The organism is Paenibacillus polymyxa (assembly GCF_015710975.1).
In the GTDB taxonomy this organism is placed as follows: domain Bacteria; phylum Bacillota; class Bacilli; order Paenibacillales; family Paenibacillaceae; genus Paenibacillus; species Paenibacillus polymyxa.
On the sequence record NZ_CP049784.1, the window covers coordinates 18,443 to 36,528 of the forward strand.

An 18,086-nucleotide genomic window follows, 5' to 3' on the forward strand; every position below is an offset into this window, starting at 1 on the left:
TTTACAAATATGATAAAAGAAACAATAAAATATATTGTATTTCCATGGAATAAATTGTACTATTGATCTTGTAAATACTATTTTTGCAGGAGGGATAAGTTTGTTTCTACTTCATGCAAAATTTTTACCACCTATTTAGTAATGATCTTTTGCTAATTCTAAGTCAGACGGACTTGTTTCGGGTGCAGCCATCATCTAAGAAATGAATTTGGATTAAAAGCTACTGTTTTACTGGTCTATTCGTCTGCCAGGGAAAAAGGTAATCGCTTTCTATTTCCAATTAATTTTCTAAAGGAGATGTTTTATTGTGAAAAAGTATCAAAAAACAGTATTTGCAGCCCTTTCTACCATGGTCATGTTTTTAGCACCAGTACAAGCTGTCTTTGCTGACGAAGTCAGTACTACAACCAATCTTCCTTCACAAGAAGTTCAGGCGCAGCAAATTGATATTTTCGCACAAAATCCATTAAGAGAATATTTTGATGGAGGATATAGTACTGATATATATTTGACAGGAAGTATTACGATCACATTTAGTCCTCGCGCCTTAGGTGAATATGTCATTAATGTTGAAGACATGACTGGAACCCTTAAAGGAAGTGGAAGAGTGATAGTATCTGATTACAGTCCAAAAAGCATAAGATTAGATAATCTTAGAGGTTATCATAAAATTGTAGCATATTCGCCAAATGGTGTGGGTGGTGCGTACGACATTCACTATTAAGTAATTATTGTAGCAGTTTTCTGAATGTCTCACTATTCAAATAAAAAGCTGAAGACCCCATTGCTCAAAATGACAATGGGGTTTTTAGATAAAATATTGTTGCTAGAGTTTTAATTACTTCTGAAAATCTAAAAGAAGGTCATTATACATATATTTCCAATTTAATCATTTGTTCGGAATCGCGTTTCATCAACTTCTGAGCTGCTCTCACTAAACAAGTGGGGAATTGGTTTTTTAATACTCGTCATCTTCTCTATACAGAAGATGACGAGATTTGATATAATAGAAGAAACGAGGCCGCATTCGACCGTTTCATAAGGCTAAAAAAACTCGTCATCTTCTATAAATAGAAAAAGAGGGATCCTCAAAATGTCTCAACTGTTCGAAAAATTTATTCAGCATCTGCAGGAATCCGGGTTAAACGATCGGACTATTCAAAATTACAAAGCGACCTGGAGTAAATTCTGGAAGTGGATGCTTGAGACGGATACGGATCTCGATGATCCAGGGTTGGCGACTCAAAAAGATATCGCAGATTACAAACGTTACATGCTGGATTTTGGTGGAAGGGGAGGACGGCCGGCAAAGCCAAGTACGATGCAGCTGACCTTTGTTCACTTGAACGCTATCTTCAATTATTTTGCTTCTCAAAATCTGATCCCGGACAATCCGGTCGGTCCAGTGAAAAAACCACCGGTGGCAAGACGGACCCCAAAGTGGCTTTCACGGAATGAACAGAATACTTTTCTGCGGGAGGTACGAAAAGACGGAAGCAAAAGGGACTTTGCCATTGTGGTTACCTTGCTGCGTGCAGGCCTGCGAGTCCATGAATTGTGTGAAATGATGAAAACGGAGCTCTCCATAAATCCGCGGTCAGGAAGCGTGTATATTCGAGGGAAAGGATACAAGGACCGGGAGGTTCCGCTGAACGCGGAAGTTCGCTCTGCTTTGGAGAGTTACCTGGCGGATCGGACCGATGATAGTCCTTATGTATTTGTGTCTCAACGTTCCAAAAGATTGGCCGTCCGTGCGGTTCAGCATTTGGTGGAGAAGTATCGCAGACGTATCAGGATAGAACACTTAACCTGTCACGCCCTAAGACACAGCTTTGGACATGACCTGGTCGTGTCCAAAATTGATCTGCAGCAGGTGGCAACGCTGATGGGACACTTCAAAGAAGATGGTACACCTAATATCCAGATGACCATGATTTACACGACACCAGGCGTTGAGGATTTGACTGCAGCGGTAGAGTCAATTAGTTGGACGTAGTGAAGGTTTAATTTGATATTGGGGATGATCATATGAGCAGAGTAGATGCGGAAAGGCTGCTGACTGATTTAACTCACGGATTATTGTTTAGCGACCAAGGGAAAAGACTGGTTTACTGAGGGGAGCCGATGAGATTATGGAGGCGCAGCTATGTATAAGTTAGATGTCCAAATCTATCTTTTACCGATAACGTTGCCTTATATGAGGGAAATCATAGCGTAATTAATAGAAAAATTATAAAAAAACATTCCACCCATATAGAATTGTATTTTTGTCATCTGAATACATATAAATGCTTTTTTCGATATACGAAGTACTGTACTAGGCAACTATCTATAGTATATAATATAATAGAACTCGGGAATGCTATAAAGCTCCGTTATATGCAGGTCCTCCGTAATTAAACGGAGGGAGGCGAAAATATGGAGACAGTAACAATCGTATCAAGCATAATTATGATAATTTTTACAGGCTTCAATTCTCTATTGGCGCTGTTAACGTATATCTGTTTGATTAAAAAATAGTAAGAGGATTACCCCACCGACCAAAGTTTGGTAACCCTCTTACTCTTCTGTTTTTCTTTTAGTCACCGGATTACTTACATATACAAGCTTATAGTTTCCCGATGATTTAAACCGTAACCATTTCAGGTTGCGGTTTTTTTTTTGAGATAATATATAAATACGATTTCGCCTTTACATCTTTATTCTCATATTTTATATAAATAAAGTATAAATATGCGATTTCGTATTATCTCTTTAAAAAGATAGTAGCCAATTTCTGAAACTTATTTAGGTACGACAAAAAAGCTTATAAGCAAAAAAGTTAGAGTAGTTAGAATAAAGGAATATCTTTAGTTTGGAATTCTAGATAAAGATTTAAGTGTGTAATTCGGATTCAACTTTAGAAAGAAGACTAGATAAAATTTGTTATTTATTTAGACACGACAAATAGAGTTATAAAACAAAAATAATTAAATAGAGAACTTGTAGCTTTATTGTAACATTAAATACTTTTGTTTTCTACATCATTATTTTTACTTGTTAACATAAAAAAAATTTAAAGAAGTGAAAGTGAGAAGGAGAAGAAAGTTTGAAGATCTGATTCTAAATCAGATTTAGAATTGAGAAACTATCTAAGAAGAAGTGAAGGTTAACAGGAGAAGAAAGTTGAAGATCTGATTCTAAATCAGATTTAGAATTGAGAAACTATCTAAGAAGAAGTGAAGGTTAACAGGAGAAGAAAGTTGAAGATCTGATTCTAAATCAGATTTAGAATTGAGAAACTATCTAAGAAGAAGTGAAGGTTAACAGGAGAAGAAAGTTTGAAGATCTGATTCTAAATCAGATCTAGAATTGAGAAACTATCTAAGAAGAAGTGAAGGTTAACAGGAGAAGAAAGTTTGAAGATCTGATTCTAAATCAGATCTAGAATTGAGAAACTATCTAAGAAGAAGTGAAGGTTAACAGGAGAAGAAAGTTTGAAGATCTGATTCTAAATCAGATCTAGAATTGAGAAACTATCTAAGAAGAAGTGAAGGTTAACAGGAGAAGAAAGTTTGAAGATCTGATTCTATATTAAATAGAATCATCAAAATAAATATATTATTCTTTTGGTTTTTTATACACAAAATATAGTGTGAGATTCCATATTCGCTTAAAGAAGCCCTCTTTTAATTTGGGTGTTAGTGGGGGTTCCCCCTCTTGGAAAGTTGGAAACGGACGCAATTTTTTATGATATTCAATTTGTCTTTCGGAGTACTTACCTGAACCGGGATCCGGTTTTAAAAATAATCTGAAAGCTGATCGATTTATCATAAAGAATAAGAGCCATAGTAGTAATAATACTGTTGAAAATAAAACAGTATAATAGCGGAAAGGCCATAAAATGATTAGAAAATCATTATTACCAAGAATATGAGCAGTTTTGACTACAATATATTCGGTACCAGTTAATAACATGATGAATAAAGCTAATTGAAGTAATCCGGTTATGGTCTGGTAGAAGTATCTAAAAATTTCCGCAAAAAGGCGTACAATTGGATATAGACGGTCTAACTGATGGTACCAATCATAATATTTGAATAATAGTTTTCGATACTCCTTGATTTTTTCGTTAACTGTTACTTCTAATATACTTAATGAAGTCCAAACATTTTGAATGTGTTCAAGTGTAGGCTCTTTATCATACTTTTTATAATGATCTTGGAAAAGTTGAAACTGATCAATTATAAGCGAGCTAGTGGATAAATATAGTGGTGAATCGCCTGCTTTATATTTGTTGTAGAATTCTTTCAGTGTTTTTTTTTGGGTTGGTATGTGTCCTTCAGCATCCCAAATATCGCGTATTTCAGCCGACATATGTCCTAAAATATTTTTAACATCTTGCTCTGTTTTTGCAATGAAAGTTTCTCTTGTTTTCAGCTTTAAGTTGAAATAATAAGTTACCACCCATCCAACTGCAATTACAATTGCAGATAGGAGTGGAATAAAGTCTTTATACTTCGTTAAATCAATATCGAACATTTGAATTACTCCTTTAATAACTATCGTAATAAATACAAGATGGATAGAACAGATTGATACTCATCTTTGTTTCAAATTTTCCATAGCATTATCCTCCTCAATTGATCCAATCATTTACATAACTATTATCGGAAATTAATTATATTATTTGAAAAGTATTAGATTTTGTTTGCTTGTTATGAATCGTTCCTCTAATTGGTGCACGTCAACATGGATACTTAAGAGATTAAAATAATATAGGGAGTTACAGCAGCTGATTTCATATGTGAGAGAAATAAACGCGGAATAAAAGTTCTGGAATAACATCAACTTGAGAACTCCTTACCGCCAAATATCTTAGCCGAGAATACTATGAGGTAAAGTGAAATCTGATATAGAAGTATGGATTGCAGTGTATAGCCGAGATTGAATAATTGTATGTTGAAGAGGGCGATGCGAATCGCTCTTTTTTGCGTCAGTCTGTATTGAAACTCTATGAGAATTTAAAAATATCAATATATATTGGAATATCACGTTTTTATCTTAGCGCAACTCGCGCCAGCTTTTTCAGTAGGCTATTTTCATTCAAAAAATGACTATTATACTTTTGACTGAAAACCTGATATCGGAAAAATCCGAATTAGAAGCCTTCAGCCTCAAATTGTATTGTAGACATTTGGATAGAAGTATGGGGCTGGAGCAACTCCACGGATATCTTTTTTTCACTAGCTGGTTTAAACCAACCTAGGTGCTTGCAGCAAGCGGCAGCTTCCACACTGGTGAGCAAGAGATCAGGCAGAACAAGACTGAGAGAGCAGGCTCATGCTACTGGTCTCTAGGGCGGCAAGAGCGTCCCGCCTAAGAGCCAGTACGCACCGCTGGGCCGCTACTCACGCCGATAATTAGAAGCGCCTACGCCGGGAGAAAGCACCCGGCCAAGGCGCTCTACATTCCTGGCGCTCGCTTAACGCAACCCACGGAGCGTAAGAGCTGTCGGCGGAATCAAAGATGGCATGCATACATCATGAGCCGCTACGCTGGCGCTGCGCTAATCATCATGTATGCATGCACAGGGCACCACCATGATTCCGCTGCGCTCTATCATCGTGCTATGGAAGTGGAGTCGAAGAAGAAGGAGAGAACCGGCAGCCGCCGGTTCTTTTTTATTGAATGCATTTTTTTCCCTTTTGCCTTCCGCATGGTAACCCGGCCAAAGCCTACTAAGCGTCCGGCAGGGCGAGCCTCCGGCTACGCCCCTCACCCTGCCGGACACTAAGTAGGCGGTCAGGCGGTCAAGGGGCAACAAAAGATTTTCCTTCCGAATGGAAAATGCAAGAGCGGAAGGAAAATCTTTTGTGTGCTTATTCCCTTGACCGCCTGCCATTGTCCAGGTTCCCAAGCTCACGTCAAAAGGGAAAAAAATTCCCCTTTGGGGGATTCAGGCCATGCCGCAGGCAACGTCCAAAAAATGCTCTTTTGACAACCCAAAATCAAAAACAGAAAGGAAAGAAGAACATCATGCTAAACATGGTTAGAAAATTCCGTTTGGGGAGAGTTGTAGGAACGCCAGGATGCTTGCAAGCTGTGTCAGAACATGAAATTTTGTTAGCTCTGCGCTGGCATATTTTGGGGAACTGGGGCGAGGTATCGGAAGAGGACAAGGAGAGCAACGAGCAGGCTCTAAAAGATGGTGGGCGGCTGCTATCAGCCTATAGAGCGGCGAGCGGGGTCCGATTCTGGATTATTACAGAAGCAGATCGCAGCGTTACCACGCTGTTACTGCCAGAAGAATATTAAGGGGGAGTAGCTATGAGGGAAGAAGATTTTACAAAGGTTTTTAAGTATGTGCGTGAGGTCGAAACCGAGGATTATTGGTCTTTTTTAGAATCGTTGGTCCTTGCGCGTATTCAGCATTGCCAATCGAAAATATGCAACTTGGAGATGCGACAGCAGGCGGGTGAAAATGCTGAAAACTTGAATCAGATCATTACTGATTGCCGAGCAGAGTTAACCGCCTTTCAAGAATTAAAAGCGTTTGTAGATCAAAACAAAAATGAGAAAGGCCCCAATCGCGGGAACGATTGAAGCCTAGAACAAACCTTGGTGAAAAGGTTGGTAGGGACGGATGATTTCTGTTCCTACTCTCCTATCATAGCACGGAAAAAAATAGGAGGGCAATATTTGGGAATGACATTTGAAGATGATTTTACGGGGCAGACTGCCTGCCAATGGTTGAAGAGATGCTGACGAAGAATTGAGCATCATTTATGGCGTTCTATGTGAAGCGAAGGCAAGAGCATAACCACCAACCGGTACAAACTCGAATGCGACCTGTAGGTCGCATCATACACCAAGAAAGCAGGGAGAACCTATGATCCATAGATACTAAAAGCGGTAACCACTGAGCAGACTATACAGACAATGCGCTTGCTAGAGCGGGATACCCTGGTGCATGCTCTAGTTGTTCCTTCAAGTAGCGAAGAAGATCGCTACGTGCTTTTACAAATATGGTATTCACTCCTGGGTAGGTAAAGAAATACGAAATGATGGTGCCTTGAGCGACGATCTGGCGCTCGTCAAGGAACTGCAGGTGCCGAACTGCCAAAAGATTGTTTGTTTAGCCATCGGGCTTCTAATCTGTTAGGGCCAAAATGCTCCATCATTCGGAAAAGGGGTGGTTTCAGTACCAGTTGATAAAACGCTTAGAACTTGCCTAGATTAACGAACATTTCTACCAGAACTATTCAGGGGGCGTTAGGTACAGACTGATCGGGTAATATAGGAAAGAAGGTTGTTGCTAAATGTAGACTCTTTTGAAATAATAGATGGCAGGTTAATCTGAAAATGCCAATTGTTGTTATATATTTTTATTAAAAAATATTGCGTAACATAACGAAACAAAGTATATTATACGTAACAAAAATTTAATCTTTGATAAAGGAGTGTAATTGTGAAATATAACATCAATCTGTTTGGAAACAACTTTGATTGTGAACTACGCATACAAAATAATGCTTTGACGATTGCATTAGACGAGGATAATCAGAAAGCCTTAGCATCGTATTTATCCAGAGTGCTTCAAAAATATACAGAAATAAATCCTACAGAAAATAATTCTTTAGAGGTAATGGTTAAAAAAGCGATTCAAGTTGAAAAAAGTATGGGGGGGAGGATGTCCGAACCCAAGCTCAAATTGCCTTATGAATTTGCTCCAGAAGTAAAAGAGAAGCTCATCGAGTGTGCCGATCTACAGGATACCTCAGCTACTCAATTATTAATTCGCCTTATTGATCAGAAGTATCAGGAAGTGATGAATACTAACTGAATGAAGATAGGAGACTTAAGCTATGGCATACGGAAATAAAGTGAAATTTCATTATGATGTTCCGGCATATATTAAAAAAGAGTTGGCAGAAACGGCTAAGAAACTTGGAATTACTGCTACAGAGCTGCTGACTAGAATTATTGAAGAGGAATATCAAAGAGTAAAAGGGACAGAGCAGGACTCGGATTGAGTCCTGCTTTTTTATCATTTGAAGAGTTGGGACAGGCAATTATGTAGGTGTATGCTCTCGTTGTTGGAGAAGGTATGATAACGGTACTCTTTGTTATGTTTCTCTACCTGGTCCATATAAAAAATATGCATGTTCCAATAGTTTTCTTTTGCATTGGTTGTTACTAGAAGTAAACTAAATAAATCTGGTTTGTCAGTAATATTGATAGCAATCTTGGTGTCGGCATCCTCGGAGCTAAGGATTTCATGTACATGCAGCAGTAAAGGAGAAGATGTCAATTTTTGTAGCGGAGAAAAGCTTTCATTGAGAGAAACGAAGTCCATTGTTAGATATTTCCCCCTCATATTTCCTTTTATTTGATTATATTACGCTACGTGTAATAACGCAACATATTATAAGAATTTTGTATGTTTTTGTATCTTATTGTATCCTTATATATTATATACGAACGCATGTTTTCATTCAATGCTTTTTGATACTCTATTAAACGCATTTTTCCTTCCAATGGTTTCAAATTTTGAGATGAACTATTATGAAAATAACTCCATAAAAAAATATGGAGTTATTTTTTATTTCTTTTATTTATTCTGCTTTTTTATGGTTTCTAATAGCTCGTTCATGGTCTTGTTCAATTCATCCAGGCGCTCTTGGATGCTGCTCATTAAATTTCTTAATAGGAGAATGGCTATGATGATAGGAAAGCCCACATTACTGATCAAGTTAACCCAAAGGGACAGATCTTCCATATTAGCACCTGCTTTCAAAAATAGTGATTGTTAGGTAATGAATCGCTATTTTCTGAAGCTTGTATCTATTATACTCTCATGGAAACAGCAAACCGTCCATTTTCCAGATCATCGTCAACGCCGTTGAAATTTACTGGTGAAGGAGGGGTGAGTTCTACTGGAGTATGAGACAATCTTGCTGTCGCATTTGCTGAATTTACGTCTTTCCAAGCACCTGAGGCCTTTTTATATCTCATGTCAGAAATTTGAAGTCTGGAGAAGGACAGATTCCATTGCGGAAGACTGGACGGCAGAGTTGGATAGCGAGTTATTTCAGATCCAATGATAAAACGAGCGCAAGTGTCATCCGTTTTAAAGGTGTTCTCGCCATAAGCATGCTTGGAAGTAAATTTCTCATCGCCGTCCACAATAAACTGCACGTGGTCATTTTCCAGGCGCACTAGCTTAATATGGACCTTTTCGCCATCACGGTATTCGCACATTGGACCGTCAATTTGTCCTTCAGGACCATTTGCGAACCAGTGCCATTGATAGGTTCCAGTTCTGGAATCCATAAAATCAGAACGGTATTTAACCGAAATACCACACTCAAATCCTGCCATACCACAATAGGTATTAATGTAAGATCCTCCTTGTGGGAGTGATTTGGACGAAGGTAAAGTTACATAGGCCTGAAAACCGAGATTGGTGTATCTTCCTACATCAGGGTGAATTTTAGCGAATTTAGCATATTCATAAGATTTTTCTTTTGCCATGGTAGTATTCCTCCTAAAATTTATATTGGTTAAGGAGTTTGGAGGGGAACAGAATGAGGTGCTTCCCGGCACTCATCAATCATTCTGCAACAAACACTTACCGTGTTTTTATTATATTATATAGCGTAACGTTACGCAATATATTTTTTGGGAAAACAAAACTTTTTCTTGTCTGAAACGTTTATAATTTAGTGTAATTACAAATTATTGGAGGTTAGTTAGGTATGAAAAAAATCTTTCTTTCATCTATGCTTACTTTAGGTATGCTCTTAACATTTGCTATTCCGCTTTCTGCTGCACCGTCGATTCAATTAGTTATCAATAGTGAGGTGGTACATTCAGATGCCCCCCCTGTTTCTGTCGCAGGGAGAACTATGGTTTCTTTAGCTTCTTTGAAGCCGCTTAAGCTTAATTTAGTCTGGAATGCTAGCCAGAAGACGGTGACTGTTAATGCTCCTGGGGTGAAAGAAAAGCTTGTACTTACGATCGGCCAAAAAGAAGCTTCTTATGGAGAAAAAACACTTACTTTGGACGTGCCTGCTCAATTAAACAAGAATCGCGTTGTTGTGCCTTTGCGCTTTATCAGCGAAGCCTTTAAGGCCGACGTAGACTGGAAAGCGGAGAAGAACACTGTCATTATACGAAGTGCTGATCAAGTAGAAACATATAAGAAGCTGTATCAAGGTACGGATTTGGTGGCGGCACGTAAAATCGCTGTAGACCTTCCTTCGAATGATGAAAATACGCTTCATAATACCGAGGAGGGTGTTTATTATCAGTATATCTTTCCTGAAGGAGAAGCATTGAGATATTATTATGTTGTTGGGAATTTATATACTTACTATGAAATTAAGGATGATGTTAAACATCTAGTTTGGGAAGGTGTAGAAGAAGATTCGAGGAAGAAAATGAAAGAAAAAGGAAAGCGTCCACCGGAAGACAAAACACAATATTATTTTTTACAAGAACGTGTGGATCATAGTGTCACATATGGTAAAGTGGGGACCAAGAAGCCAGTAACGCAAGCTTTGCCTAAAAATACTACGGGATTAGCGGATATTATTGTACCTATTTCCGGTGAAGTAAGGAAAGATCAAATGAAATAGATTATTCACTTCATTTTGGACGTCCCATTGAACATGGGGCGTCTTCTTTTCGTATATGGTTTTTGAATCTCCGCATCAGACTGAAATGCTTCAGATCACAACATGGAAAACGCGCTTACACTTAACCAGCTCCAGCTCTAAGGCGGCAGAGAACGCCATCCAAGACCTGATAGCATGCGCTGGATCGCTCGTCCTAGAGCGCTTACTTCGGGAGAAAGCGCCCGCTTGAGGCGCTCTATGTTCCTGGTGCTCACTTAATGCAACCCACGGGCAAAAGCCTTGAAAATAGGAATAGTAAAGAACAAATACCAGAATGCTTTCTTTCGTTGCTTTCCAATATGCTATATTATGTATTCTAATTACATAAAAAGGATTATATATGGTAAAATATATAAATGGGTCCAATACAATTCTATTTAGACAGAAAGGAAAGAGGTGACTGATTTTAAAGTAGATTACTAGATTATGTGTTCGATTATTAGTACTTACCTTTATGTGATTACGTATACAAGGGAATGTAGGAATAACGGAACATTGTATATTAAGGAGGAAATTATGAAATTCGTGCAGATTATGACCGTAGGTGCGATAGTGGCGTTAGCGATTTCAGGATGCAGTGATAAGGCAAGTTCAAATTCAAATCCAGATCAACAACGGCCTCAGAACAAAGTGAATAATATTGAGGTCAACAACACAAAGGAAGGTGTAAAAAAAGTTGAAGGAAAAGCAACTATAGAAACATATAAAGCAACTGACAAAAAGATGAATTCTGTAGATTATTCACAGTATTATAATAATCAAGATAAATCTAAGGTTGTAGTTTCGGGAAAACAGATTGTATGGAAAAATAAAGATGTTACTTTTACCGCAAAATTAACTAAGGCTAAGGGGGAAGAAGCCGCCGAAGCCAATGAAGTTGTGGATTCTATGAAAATAAAAAGTAAGCGCGGAGAGCAACTTGTCAAGCTCAACCCACGACCATTGAGAGTTAATTCACTTTCCTTATCCAAAAGCAACCAGATAGCTCTCCATGTAAGCGATCATGAGGGGAAAAGACTTGTTCTAATTAATTTATCTAATGGGACTAAAACTATTGTAAACATGTTTGAGATGAATAGTGATGGAGCGGAAAGTGAAAAGATTGATGCATATAACTGGTCACCAGATGGGAAAAAGATTGCGTTTGGTATCGGTGATCTGGGTTCAAGTTATATCGGAGTATACGATGTAGAGCGTAAGAGCTATACGCATGTGTCCGATAAAGATTTTACACTGATCTCCTCTATAGTTTGGCATAAAGATGGGAAAAGTTTTGACTTTGTAAGTAAAGGTGACGATTCTCCACAAGCAGTACTCTATACTTACTCAGAAACAAAAAAATCAATTTTAAAGAAGGGGTCTTTATCTAAGAACGATGAACAGAAGCTAGCTCAATTAACACCGAAATTTTAAGAGTCAGCCTTATGAAAACTAGCCCACATCAAATAGATGTGGGCTAGTTTGGAATAAAGTATAAAAATCTTAGCTTTCACTTATTGTTACTTTACCAGAGCCGCCAGCTGCTTTGATTGCTTTCACCAAACCATCTTGGTTGTCTTCGGATAGTCGTACACAACCATGTGTTGGGCGTAAACCACCTGAGTCAGAAGGAGCTCCGCCATGAATCCATAACCCAGTGCGTCCGTTTCTCTTAGCAGTTAGGGCTTGTCCACTAACTGGATCCATTTGAACAATTCCATACATACCGTAAGAACGACGATTCTTTGCTGTATCATTTCTTGGAGAAGCAAGCTGGGCAGTGTACTCACCAGTTGGAGTATTTCCATCAATTTCTGTAGGAGCGTAGTCATACTCCGAGCGTCCCAGTGCTGGCACAGGGCCAAATACTAAGGATCCACTACCGTTATACATTTTCAAAGTACCCAATTCTCTACGATTGCTTTTCAGATTAACCATAATATGATAGCTCATTATTTTTTCCTCCTAAAGGTATATTATTTAATAGATACAAGGAGGGGGTTGCGATATTCTCTAATGCACCCCAGCATTAGGATATCGCCTCTCTGTAATTCTATTATATTATACTACGTAACGTTACGCAATATGATATTTATTTTTTTTATAAGAATAAAAAAATAAAGTAGACTAGTCCGGGAGAGAAGTTTGCCCGGACTTTGAAAGACCAGGAAAACGGAGAGGATCGGCAGAGGCCGGTTCTTTTTTATTGAATGCGCATTTTCGCTTTTTTAGCTGTTATGAAATGGAGAAGGGATGCTGGATGTTGCCACATGTACGCAATGCCAACAATATGATTATTAGCCATTTATGGAGTGAGTGGTCATAGCTGAACCACCATTTCGATCAGGTTTTTCACCATAAATAACCTAAAGCTGGAATAATTCATGAGGGTGTACAATAACGAAACCATGATATGAGAAAGCGAGTTTGGTCATTTTGAAACAGGTGGTGAAACCAATCTGGAGATTATTAAGCTTTCTCCTTTTAAGGTGCTGGAGCATTAAGACTATGGATATTACATGGGGCGAGAATCTACTATGATCTGGGCACATTGTGAGTATGTAGAGCTTGATCGGCAGAGCAGCTATTACGAGCAACATAAGGATGCAAAGACCGAGTTGCATAGCAGGCTTGGTCTGACAAAGTAGATCTAACAGAGCGGCCTTGTATCCTTTTAGAAAGGTGGTCGTCGTATGAATAATGCGGAACTATTACAGAAGATGGAGCGAGAGCGTCAAGAGCTGCACGAGCTGGCTGGGCGCTATGGATTTCGACATCCGAGCGTAATTAACATGAGCGAGCAGCTAGATCAAACGCTGAATGAATTCCAGCGAAAAAAAATATATGCATTAAAAAGAAAGTCGACTGTATAGCAGTACAGCCGACTTTTGGGGCGAGCTTTTGGAGGACTCGCCTCGTGATTATACCATAGCAGCACTTGAGAGCGGTATGCAAGTAAACCGCAAACACATAAAAGGTCAGTGGCGTGCTCTACTGATTTTGGACGCTACGCTAGTTTGGCAATCACCAAGGAGGAGAGAGCAATGAGGACCAAAAATATAAAAGACCTTTCCAATCAAGAGCTAGTCTCCGAATATAGCTTTATTGTGGCTAAAGAATCCTTATGGATACCAGGGCCGAACGGGAGAGGAATCAGTGAATATGAAAAGACTATGCAACGAAGCCAGTTGCTACGTATAGAACTGTTAAGCCGCTTGGGTGTGCCTAAGGAGTCTATTTTCTCATATGCCTGGGAAAAGGAAGCATGGGCAGCAGATGCCAAACGCTCCAGTCAGTTACAAGAACGTTTGAATAATTGGGAAAAGGATGGAAAGCAGGCGCTCACGCTCACCATTGCGATTGAAGAAGCTAAGTATGCTTTGGCTAAATTTGATGATGTTGGGCGTGCGAATTATGATTTAAAGAACGGTGAAGATTCAGGTAGATCGCAGGAAGCAGAGGACCAAAAAGAAACGGCACGTAAGGAAATGCGCCATATTCGGGCATTTATACGTAAATATACGCGTTCGCGCCTGACAAAGCGGTAAAGAGAATCCTTGACTGGATGTTTTTCGGCTTTAGTATTGAGAGCGCTTTTTACCGATCAGAAGACAAGAACATAAAGACATGTGGTTATTGCGGTTTGGTGGTGAGCGTAGAGCCAATAATATGTTCAAGGAAGATATGCAGGAGGATGGACAGCGCAAACCGGTATCTATTAAGGCAGGCGCATTTTGGCCGGGGCCGGCGGGGCACTTCTGATTGATGGAACAGGACACTTACTATCTAACAGAGCTGATTACACTAGTTCGCAGCCAACGCAAGCAGGTGTACAACAACTTGCTTAGCAAATAAAGCTCCACGGCTAATAAATGATAGCCGTGGAGCTTCCCAAATTCAATCATCTAAGTCACTAAGGAATGTTTTGCGGGTAAATTCTCTAATAGTGGAATTTGTCTCAAAGGCTGATTGTGAAGGATCAGGCGTATCGTCCTTTTGCTTGTTATTAGCTGCTGGTGCTGCCTGTCTTTGAATAGGAACTTCACTAGGATTCCTCACTAATTGCACAACTAATTGTCCGATCAACGCTTTGGTCTTATCGCTTTTTAAGAATTTTTTTTCTTCCTCAGTCAAATTTTCTGGGAACGGGATAACTAACTGCTTTTCGGGTCTTTGGAATAATGCTTCTTTTTCAATAGCTTGTACAAATCGATCAGCAATCTCGCTGCTAAATTTTCGTTTGTGTATCTCTTTTAGGTTCATTAAGTAGTTTGATACAGTTTTCGGCACATCATGAGGGAGACGGAATGACACCACCTTCCCACCTTGAAAATCAGTTTCCGACATGGGTGTCCCCTCTTACTCAGCGGTAGCCGCTGCTTCTGTTATCGTAATTCCTTTTTCATCTAAATACATGAGAAGAATTTTGAAATAGGCGCGAGCAATCATCCATACGCTTTCCTTTGCACTAACGAATCTAAAAGGATATTGATTTTCTTTGTTGTTGATTTCAGTTAAGGCATTTTTCAACACAACTGCGCCACCGCCTATTTGATAGGCTAAACGTGTATCGGGCACTTGACGCCAAACTTCTTTAATTAATTTATATTCTTCTTTAGCTAGCTCGGCTAATTCGGGTTCGATAATATCTTTAATGGATACTCGATTTCCGTTTTTCCAAATATGATATTGTTCTTCGGGTTTTTCATTGGTAATAATTTCAACAAGAACCCTCCGACTTTTTATTTCGTACTTATGTTCTTTGGCTACTTTACGGATAATGTTATCCAAGGTTGTCGAGACACCTTTTTTAATCCCATCTGAAAATTGGTTATCCACTTCTGAATTCTTTGTAATGACGGCTGTATCCGTGGATAACCCGCCAATGTCATTTATGATAATGCTTTTACCAATCAAATCTTCATTTTTTGTAGAGCCATCATCATTTGTTGTAAGATCGACATATGCTGCAAAACCTTCAGTATTTACAATAACTTGCTCAAATTGCAAACGAACAGTCTTTCCTTCATATAAAGGAGTCTTTAAAAATTTAACTAGATGCTGACCGTTTTTGATTTTGTCTCTAAAAGCCTTTCTTTTCCCACGTTTAGCTTCATCTAGAGGAAGGCCAGTGGAAAGATAGTGGGGTACTTGATACACTCCATCTTCGTCTGGGGTTCCATTCATAACAGCATCCAGAGCAGCAGCTGTCAGGAGCAAAATAACAGGTTGATCCGATTCGCTTTTTTCCTCTTCTGGAGTCAATTCGTCATTATTGGAATACTTTGTCGCTAGATTACCTACAGCTACTTTTCTTTTATTATTTTTTAGAGCAGTAGATGTAATTTCTACATGAAGTGCGTCTAAAGGGTCTTTTTCCATATCTATAATGTCACGATCCTCTAAATCTACGACAACATTAGGTATAGTAAGCTCAACTGTTAAACCGTTAAGGTAGGCTTTGACAGCATCATTTCCAATATCGGCTGCCAACGCTCTTGCGGCATTGTTCATGTAAGATTCACTCCTTTTTGATAGGGCATTTTTGGTATAAAATGATTGTATACTTATTTGTATACAAAGTCAATTTTGTTGTTTACAATTTTGTATACAAATATAAGAATAAAAAACCCTTGCTAGTCAAGGGAATAAAGAATTTTAAATAAAGTTCAGGTGGGATAAAAAGTAAAAAACCGCCTTCGAGGAAGGCGGTAGAATTAAAGACTTGCAAAAATCAAAAAATAGTGGCAGAATCTGATATAAGAGATTTATTAACATGTGGATAACTTTTCTAGATCGTACTTTTTCAACTTTTCAGAAAAAAAGATAAAAGAAAAAAAGCACCACCCAATTTTATGAAGAAGTCTAGTTTGGCGACCGGCCTTCATTCATAAAACCCCAAGAGTTGTGCTTTACTCATTTTTCTTATGGGTTCATTATACCCATTTGCGAAAAGAAAGTAAAGCCAAACTCTTAATTTCCTATTGCCTTTTTTTAGGTGTGGTGCGGAAATGGGAGTTTTTTTAATGTATACATATGCGAATTTACCCAAAATCCCTTATAACGCATTTTGGGACTTATATCATAATCAACTTACGGATCAGCCAAAACGTTATGAAAAGGCCAAAAACCGTGATCATAGTTTAGGTTGGGTGTACATTAGCAACGATTTCAAATCTGCTAAAGCTGTGCGTACCTACCAAACCTTGTTTGTCCTTAGCGACCACTATACATACTACACCCCAAATACTTTTTATCGAAGAGGTTCGCGTAGCCAGAACACTTTGCGCTGGCTAAATGCGATCGTATTAGACGTGGACACAAAACATGGTGCGAATATCGGCCTTTGCTTGCCGGATCTGCTTGATCAGATCCGTTCTGCTGGCTTGCCGCTACCTACTATGATTGTGAGAACCCCGAGCGGGGGCTATCACGTCTATTTTGTGCTGGATTCCCCTCGGAAAGCGTTCTCTAATGTTGTTGCTACTTACAACAGGCTTCAGCTTGCTATGGCTGTAGCTATCGGTGCAGATCAGCAGGCAGTTGGAGCAGAGCGCTATTTTCGTATCCCCACCGAGAAAAACGTTATTTACCGAAGTGAGCGCCGGGTAGCCTTTGATGAATTGAACGATTGGTACTGGATTAACCATGAACCGCAGCCGAAGCAGGAGAACGCCAGAACGGGCGCTTGGGCGCAGCGAGGGATATTACAGCGGGAAGCAGTTCAAACGCTTCTACAGGGCGTGGAGCGCGGCAAAAGAGATAATGCAGCGTATACCCTTGCTCTGGCTTATAAAGCAGAAGGCTACGATCAGGAGAGCGCTGAGGATGCGCTATATAACTGGAACGCTCGCCTTGACTCACCGCTGCCGGAACGTGTTATTTGCCAGAAAGTAAGGAGCGCGTACAAGGCTGGTGCTCCAGCCGGACCAACCGCTGACTGGATTCAATATCTATCTGGGGTTTCTTTTGCGCATGCAGCAAAGTGGGATGCGGCCAAGCCGAGAGCAGAAAGAGAACGCAGTCATTACATAGAATGGGCAGCTGATGTACTCGAATTTTTAAGAGAGCAGCCTGACCAACAAGTAACCGGATCGCAGCGGCAGCTGGCCGCTTCTTTTGGTATGTCTCTATCAACTTTCCAAGAAGTTGTATGTAATTTAGTGCAAACGGAAAAAGTAATATTAGAGGTATCTGGAAAGGGACGAGCAGCATGCACAACCCTTCGTTTGGTATGCCCGAAAGACCCGACGAAAACTACGGCCAAGATTATCCCTTTTCCAAAACAAAATTTCACAAATAATTACATAATTAATGTACCAGTCTCCAATACATTTAAGATCCTAGCTGGGTTGGTGGGTGGGTTGTCTCCCGGGTTGTTGCCTGTTTGGGCTACCTTACCTCCTCCTTTGCCTTAGTGTATTTTTATGTGGGGCTTCTTTTTGC

18 protein-coding genes are annotated in these 18,086 nt (G+C 39.4%); 13 read left to right on the top strand and 5 right to left on the bottom strand.

Annotated features, from left to right (window positions below):
* The first annotated feature begins 307 nt into the window (after positions 1-307).
* Positions 308-724 carry a hypothetical protein gene (locus G7035_RS26995; protein ID WP_019685728.1) on the top strand — a complete coding sequence of 139 codons (417 nt, stop codon included), beginning with the start codon at positions 308-310 and terminating at the stop codon, positions 722-724.
* 369 nt (positions 725-1,093) lie between these two features.
* Positions 1,094-1,996: a tyrosine-type recombinase/integrase gene (locus G7035_RS27000; protein WP_019685727.1), complete on the top strand. Its 903-nt coding sequence runs from the start codon at positions 1,094-1,096 to the stop codon at positions 1,994-1,996.
* A gap of 1,604 nt (positions 1,997-3,600) precedes the next feature.
* Here the strand turns inward: G7035_RS27000 and G7035_RS27005 are convergent.
* On the bottom strand, positions 3,601-4,521 hold the full coding sequence (locus tag G7035_RS27005) for a hypothetical protein (RefSeq protein ID WP_019688403.1): 921 nt from the start codon (positions 4,519-4,521) through the stop codon (positions 3,601-3,603).
* A 1,563-nt stretch (positions 4,522-6,084) separates the two neighbouring features.
* Here G7035_RS27005 and G7035_RS27010 point away from each other — a divergent pair.
* The 5 genes from G7035_RS27010 to G7035_RS27030 all read left to right on the top strand — a co-directional run bounded on the left by G7035_RS27010 (position 6,085) and on the right by G7035_RS27030 (position 8,015).
* A complete protein-coding gene (locus tag G7035_RS27010; protein ID WP_237709737.1) occupies positions 6,085-6,297 on the top strand; it encodes a hypothetical protein in 213 nt (70 codons plus the stop codon).
* A gap of 12 nt (positions 6,298-6,309) precedes the next feature.
* Positions 6,310-6,585: a hypothetical protein gene (locus G7035_RS27015; protein WP_019688400.1), complete on the top strand. Its 276-nt coding sequence runs from the start codon at positions 6,310-6,312 to the stop codon at positions 6,583-6,585.
* A gap of 376 nt (positions 6,586-6,961) precedes the next feature.
* Entirely contained in the window at positions 6,962-7,144 is a 183-nt protein-coding gene (locus G7035_RS27020) for a hypothetical protein (protein WP_196478904.1), read from the top strand.
* A 306-nt stretch (positions 7,145-7,450) separates the two neighbouring features.
* Entirely contained in the window at positions 7,451-7,825 is a 375-nt protein-coding gene (locus tag G7035_RS27025) for a hypothetical protein (RefSeq protein ID WP_019688399.1), read from the top strand.
* A 22-nt stretch (positions 7,826-7,847) separates the two neighbouring features.
* On the top strand, positions 7,848-8,015 hold the full coding sequence (locus G7035_RS27030) for a hypothetical protein (protein ID WP_019688398.1): 168 nt from the start codon (positions 7,848-7,850) through the stop codon (positions 8,013-8,015).
* Between the two features lie 814 nt (positions 8,016-8,829).
* Here G7035_RS27030 and G7035_RS27035 read toward each other — a convergent pair.
* Complete coding sequence (locus G7035_RS27035; protein WP_019688395.1) at positions 8,830-9,516, bottom strand: hypothetical protein; 687 nt, start codon at positions 9,514-9,516, stop codon at positions 8,830-8,832.
* 224 nt (positions 9,517-9,740) lie between these two features.
* Between G7035_RS27035 and G7035_RS27040 the strand changes: the two genes are divergently transcribed.
* Entirely contained in the window at positions 9,741-10,622 is an 882-nt protein-coding gene (locus G7035_RS27040) for a copper amine oxidase N-terminal domain-containing protein (RefSeq protein ID WP_019688394.1), read from the top strand.
* 555 nt (positions 10,623-11,177) lie between these two features.
* Positions 11,178-12,074, top strand: a complete 897-nt coding sequence (locus tag G7035_RS27045; protein WP_019688393.1) for a TolB family protein — start codon at positions 11,178-11,180, stop codon at positions 12,072-12,074.
* Positions 12,075-12,143: 69 nt separating this feature from the next.
* Here the strand turns inward: G7035_RS27045 and G7035_RS27050 are convergent, their stop codons facing one another.
* On the bottom strand, positions 12,144-12,593 hold the full coding sequence (locus tag G7035_RS27050) for a L,D-transpeptidase (protein WP_019688392.1): 450 nt from the start codon (positions 12,591-12,593) through the stop codon (positions 12,144-12,146).
* A gap of 740 nt (positions 12,594-13,333) precedes the next feature.
* Here G7035_RS27050 and G7035_RS27055 point away from each other — a divergent pair.
* The 3 genes from G7035_RS27055 to G7035_RS27775 all read left to right on the top strand — a co-directional run bounded on the left by G7035_RS27055 (position 13,334) and on the right by G7035_RS27775 (position 14,402).
* The gene (locus G7035_RS27055; protein WP_019688391.1) at positions 13,334-13,513 is read left to right on the top strand and encodes an aspartyl-phosphate phosphatase Spo0E family protein; all 180 of its coding nucleotides are present in this window, start codon (positions 13,334-13,336) and stop codon (positions 13,511-13,513) included.
* A 171-nt stretch (positions 13,514-13,684) separates the two neighbouring features.
* Positions 13,685-14,188 carry a hypothetical protein gene (locus G7035_RS27060; protein ID WP_019688390.1) on the top strand — a complete coding sequence of 168 codons (504 nt, stop codon included), beginning with the start codon at positions 13,685-13,687 and terminating at the stop codon, positions 14,186-14,188.
* Positions 14,189-14,267: 79 nt separating this feature from the next.
* On the top strand, positions 14,268-14,402 hold the full coding sequence (locus G7035_RS27775) for a hypothetical protein (RefSeq protein ID WP_019688389.1): 135 nt from the start codon (positions 14,268-14,270) through the stop codon (positions 14,400-14,402).
* 135 nt (positions 14,403-14,537) lie between these two features.
* Here G7035_RS27775 and G7035_RS27065 read toward each other — a convergent pair whose 3' ends face one another.
* A complete protein-coding gene (locus tag G7035_RS27065; protein WP_019688388.1) occupies positions 14,538-14,987 on the bottom strand; it encodes a hypothetical protein in 450 nt (149 codons plus the stop codon).
* A 12-nt stretch (positions 14,988-14,999) separates the two neighbouring features.
* On the bottom strand, positions 15,000-16,154 hold the full coding sequence (locus G7035_RS27070) for a ParM/StbA family protein (protein ID WP_019688387.1): 1,155 nt from the start codon (positions 16,152-16,154) through the stop codon (positions 15,000-15,002).
* A gap of 512 nt (positions 16,155-16,666) precedes the next feature.
* On the opposite strand from G7035_RS27070, the gene G7035_RS27075 reads away from it, so the two are divergent.
* Positions 16,667-18,058, top strand: a complete 1,392-nt coding sequence (locus tag G7035_RS27075) for a primase C-terminal domain-containing protein (RefSeq protein WP_019688386.1) — start codon at positions 16,667-16,669, stop codon at positions 18,056-18,058.
* Positions 18,059-18,086: the final 28 nt, after the last annotated feature.

Excerpts from the sequence above, each read along its gene's own strand:
- G7035_RS27055 (WP_019688391.1), top strand. The coding sequence starts at position 13,334 with ATGAATAATGCGGAACTATTACAGAAGATGGAGCGAGAGCGTCAAGAG.
- G7035_RS27075 (WP_019688386.1), top strand. The coding sequence starts at position 16,667 with ATGTATACATATGCGAATTTACCCAAAATCCCTTATAACGCATTTTGG.
- G7035_RS27030 (WP_019688398.1), top strand. The coding sequence starts at position 7,848 with ATGGCATACGGAAATAAAGTGAAATTTCATTATGATGTTCCGGCATAT.
- G7035_RS27005 (WP_019688403.1), bottom strand. The coding sequence starts at position 4,521 with ATGTTCGATATTGATTTAACGAAGTATAAAGACTTTATTCCACTCCTA.
- G7035_RS27070 (WP_019688387.1), bottom strand. The coding sequence starts at position 16,154 with ATGAACAATGCCGCAAGAGCGTTGGCAGCCGATATTGGAAATGATGCT.
- G7035_RS27050 (WP_019688392.1), bottom strand. The coding sequence starts at position 12,593 with ATGAGCTATCATATTATGGTTAATCTGAAAAGCAATCGTAGAGAATTG.
- G7035_RS27000 (WP_019685727.1), top strand. The coding sequence starts at position 1,094 with ATGTCTCAACTGTTCGAAAAATTTATTCAGCATCTGCAGGAATCCGGG.
- G7035_RS27035 (WP_019688395.1), bottom strand. The coding sequence starts at position 9,516 with ATGGCAAAAGAAAAATCTTATGAATATGCTAAATTCGCTAAAATTCAC.
- G7035_RS27040 (WP_019688394.1), top strand. The coding sequence starts at position 9,741 with ATGAAAAAAATCTTTCTTTCATCTATGCTTACTTTAGGTATGCTCTTA.
- G7035_RS27015 (WP_019688400.1), top strand. The coding sequence starts at position 6,310 with ATGAGGGAAGAAGATTTTACAAAGGTTTTTAAGTATGTGCGTGAGGTC.
- G7035_RS27065 (WP_019688388.1), bottom strand. The coding sequence starts at position 14,987 with ATGTCGGAAACTGATTTTCAAGGTGGGAAGGTGGTGTCATTCCGTCTC.
- G7035_RS27045 (WP_019688393.1), top strand. The coding sequence starts at position 11,178 with ATGAAATTCGTGCAGATTATGACCGTAGGTGCGATAGTGGCGTTAGCG.
- G7035_RS27775 (WP_019688389.1), top strand. The coding sequence starts at position 14,268 with ATGTGGTTATTGCGGTTTGGTGGTGAGCGTAGAGCCAATAATATGTTC.
- G7035_RS27060 (WP_019688390.1), top strand. The coding sequence starts at position 13,685 with ATGAGGACCAAAAATATAAAAGACCTTTCCAATCAAGAGCTAGTCTCC.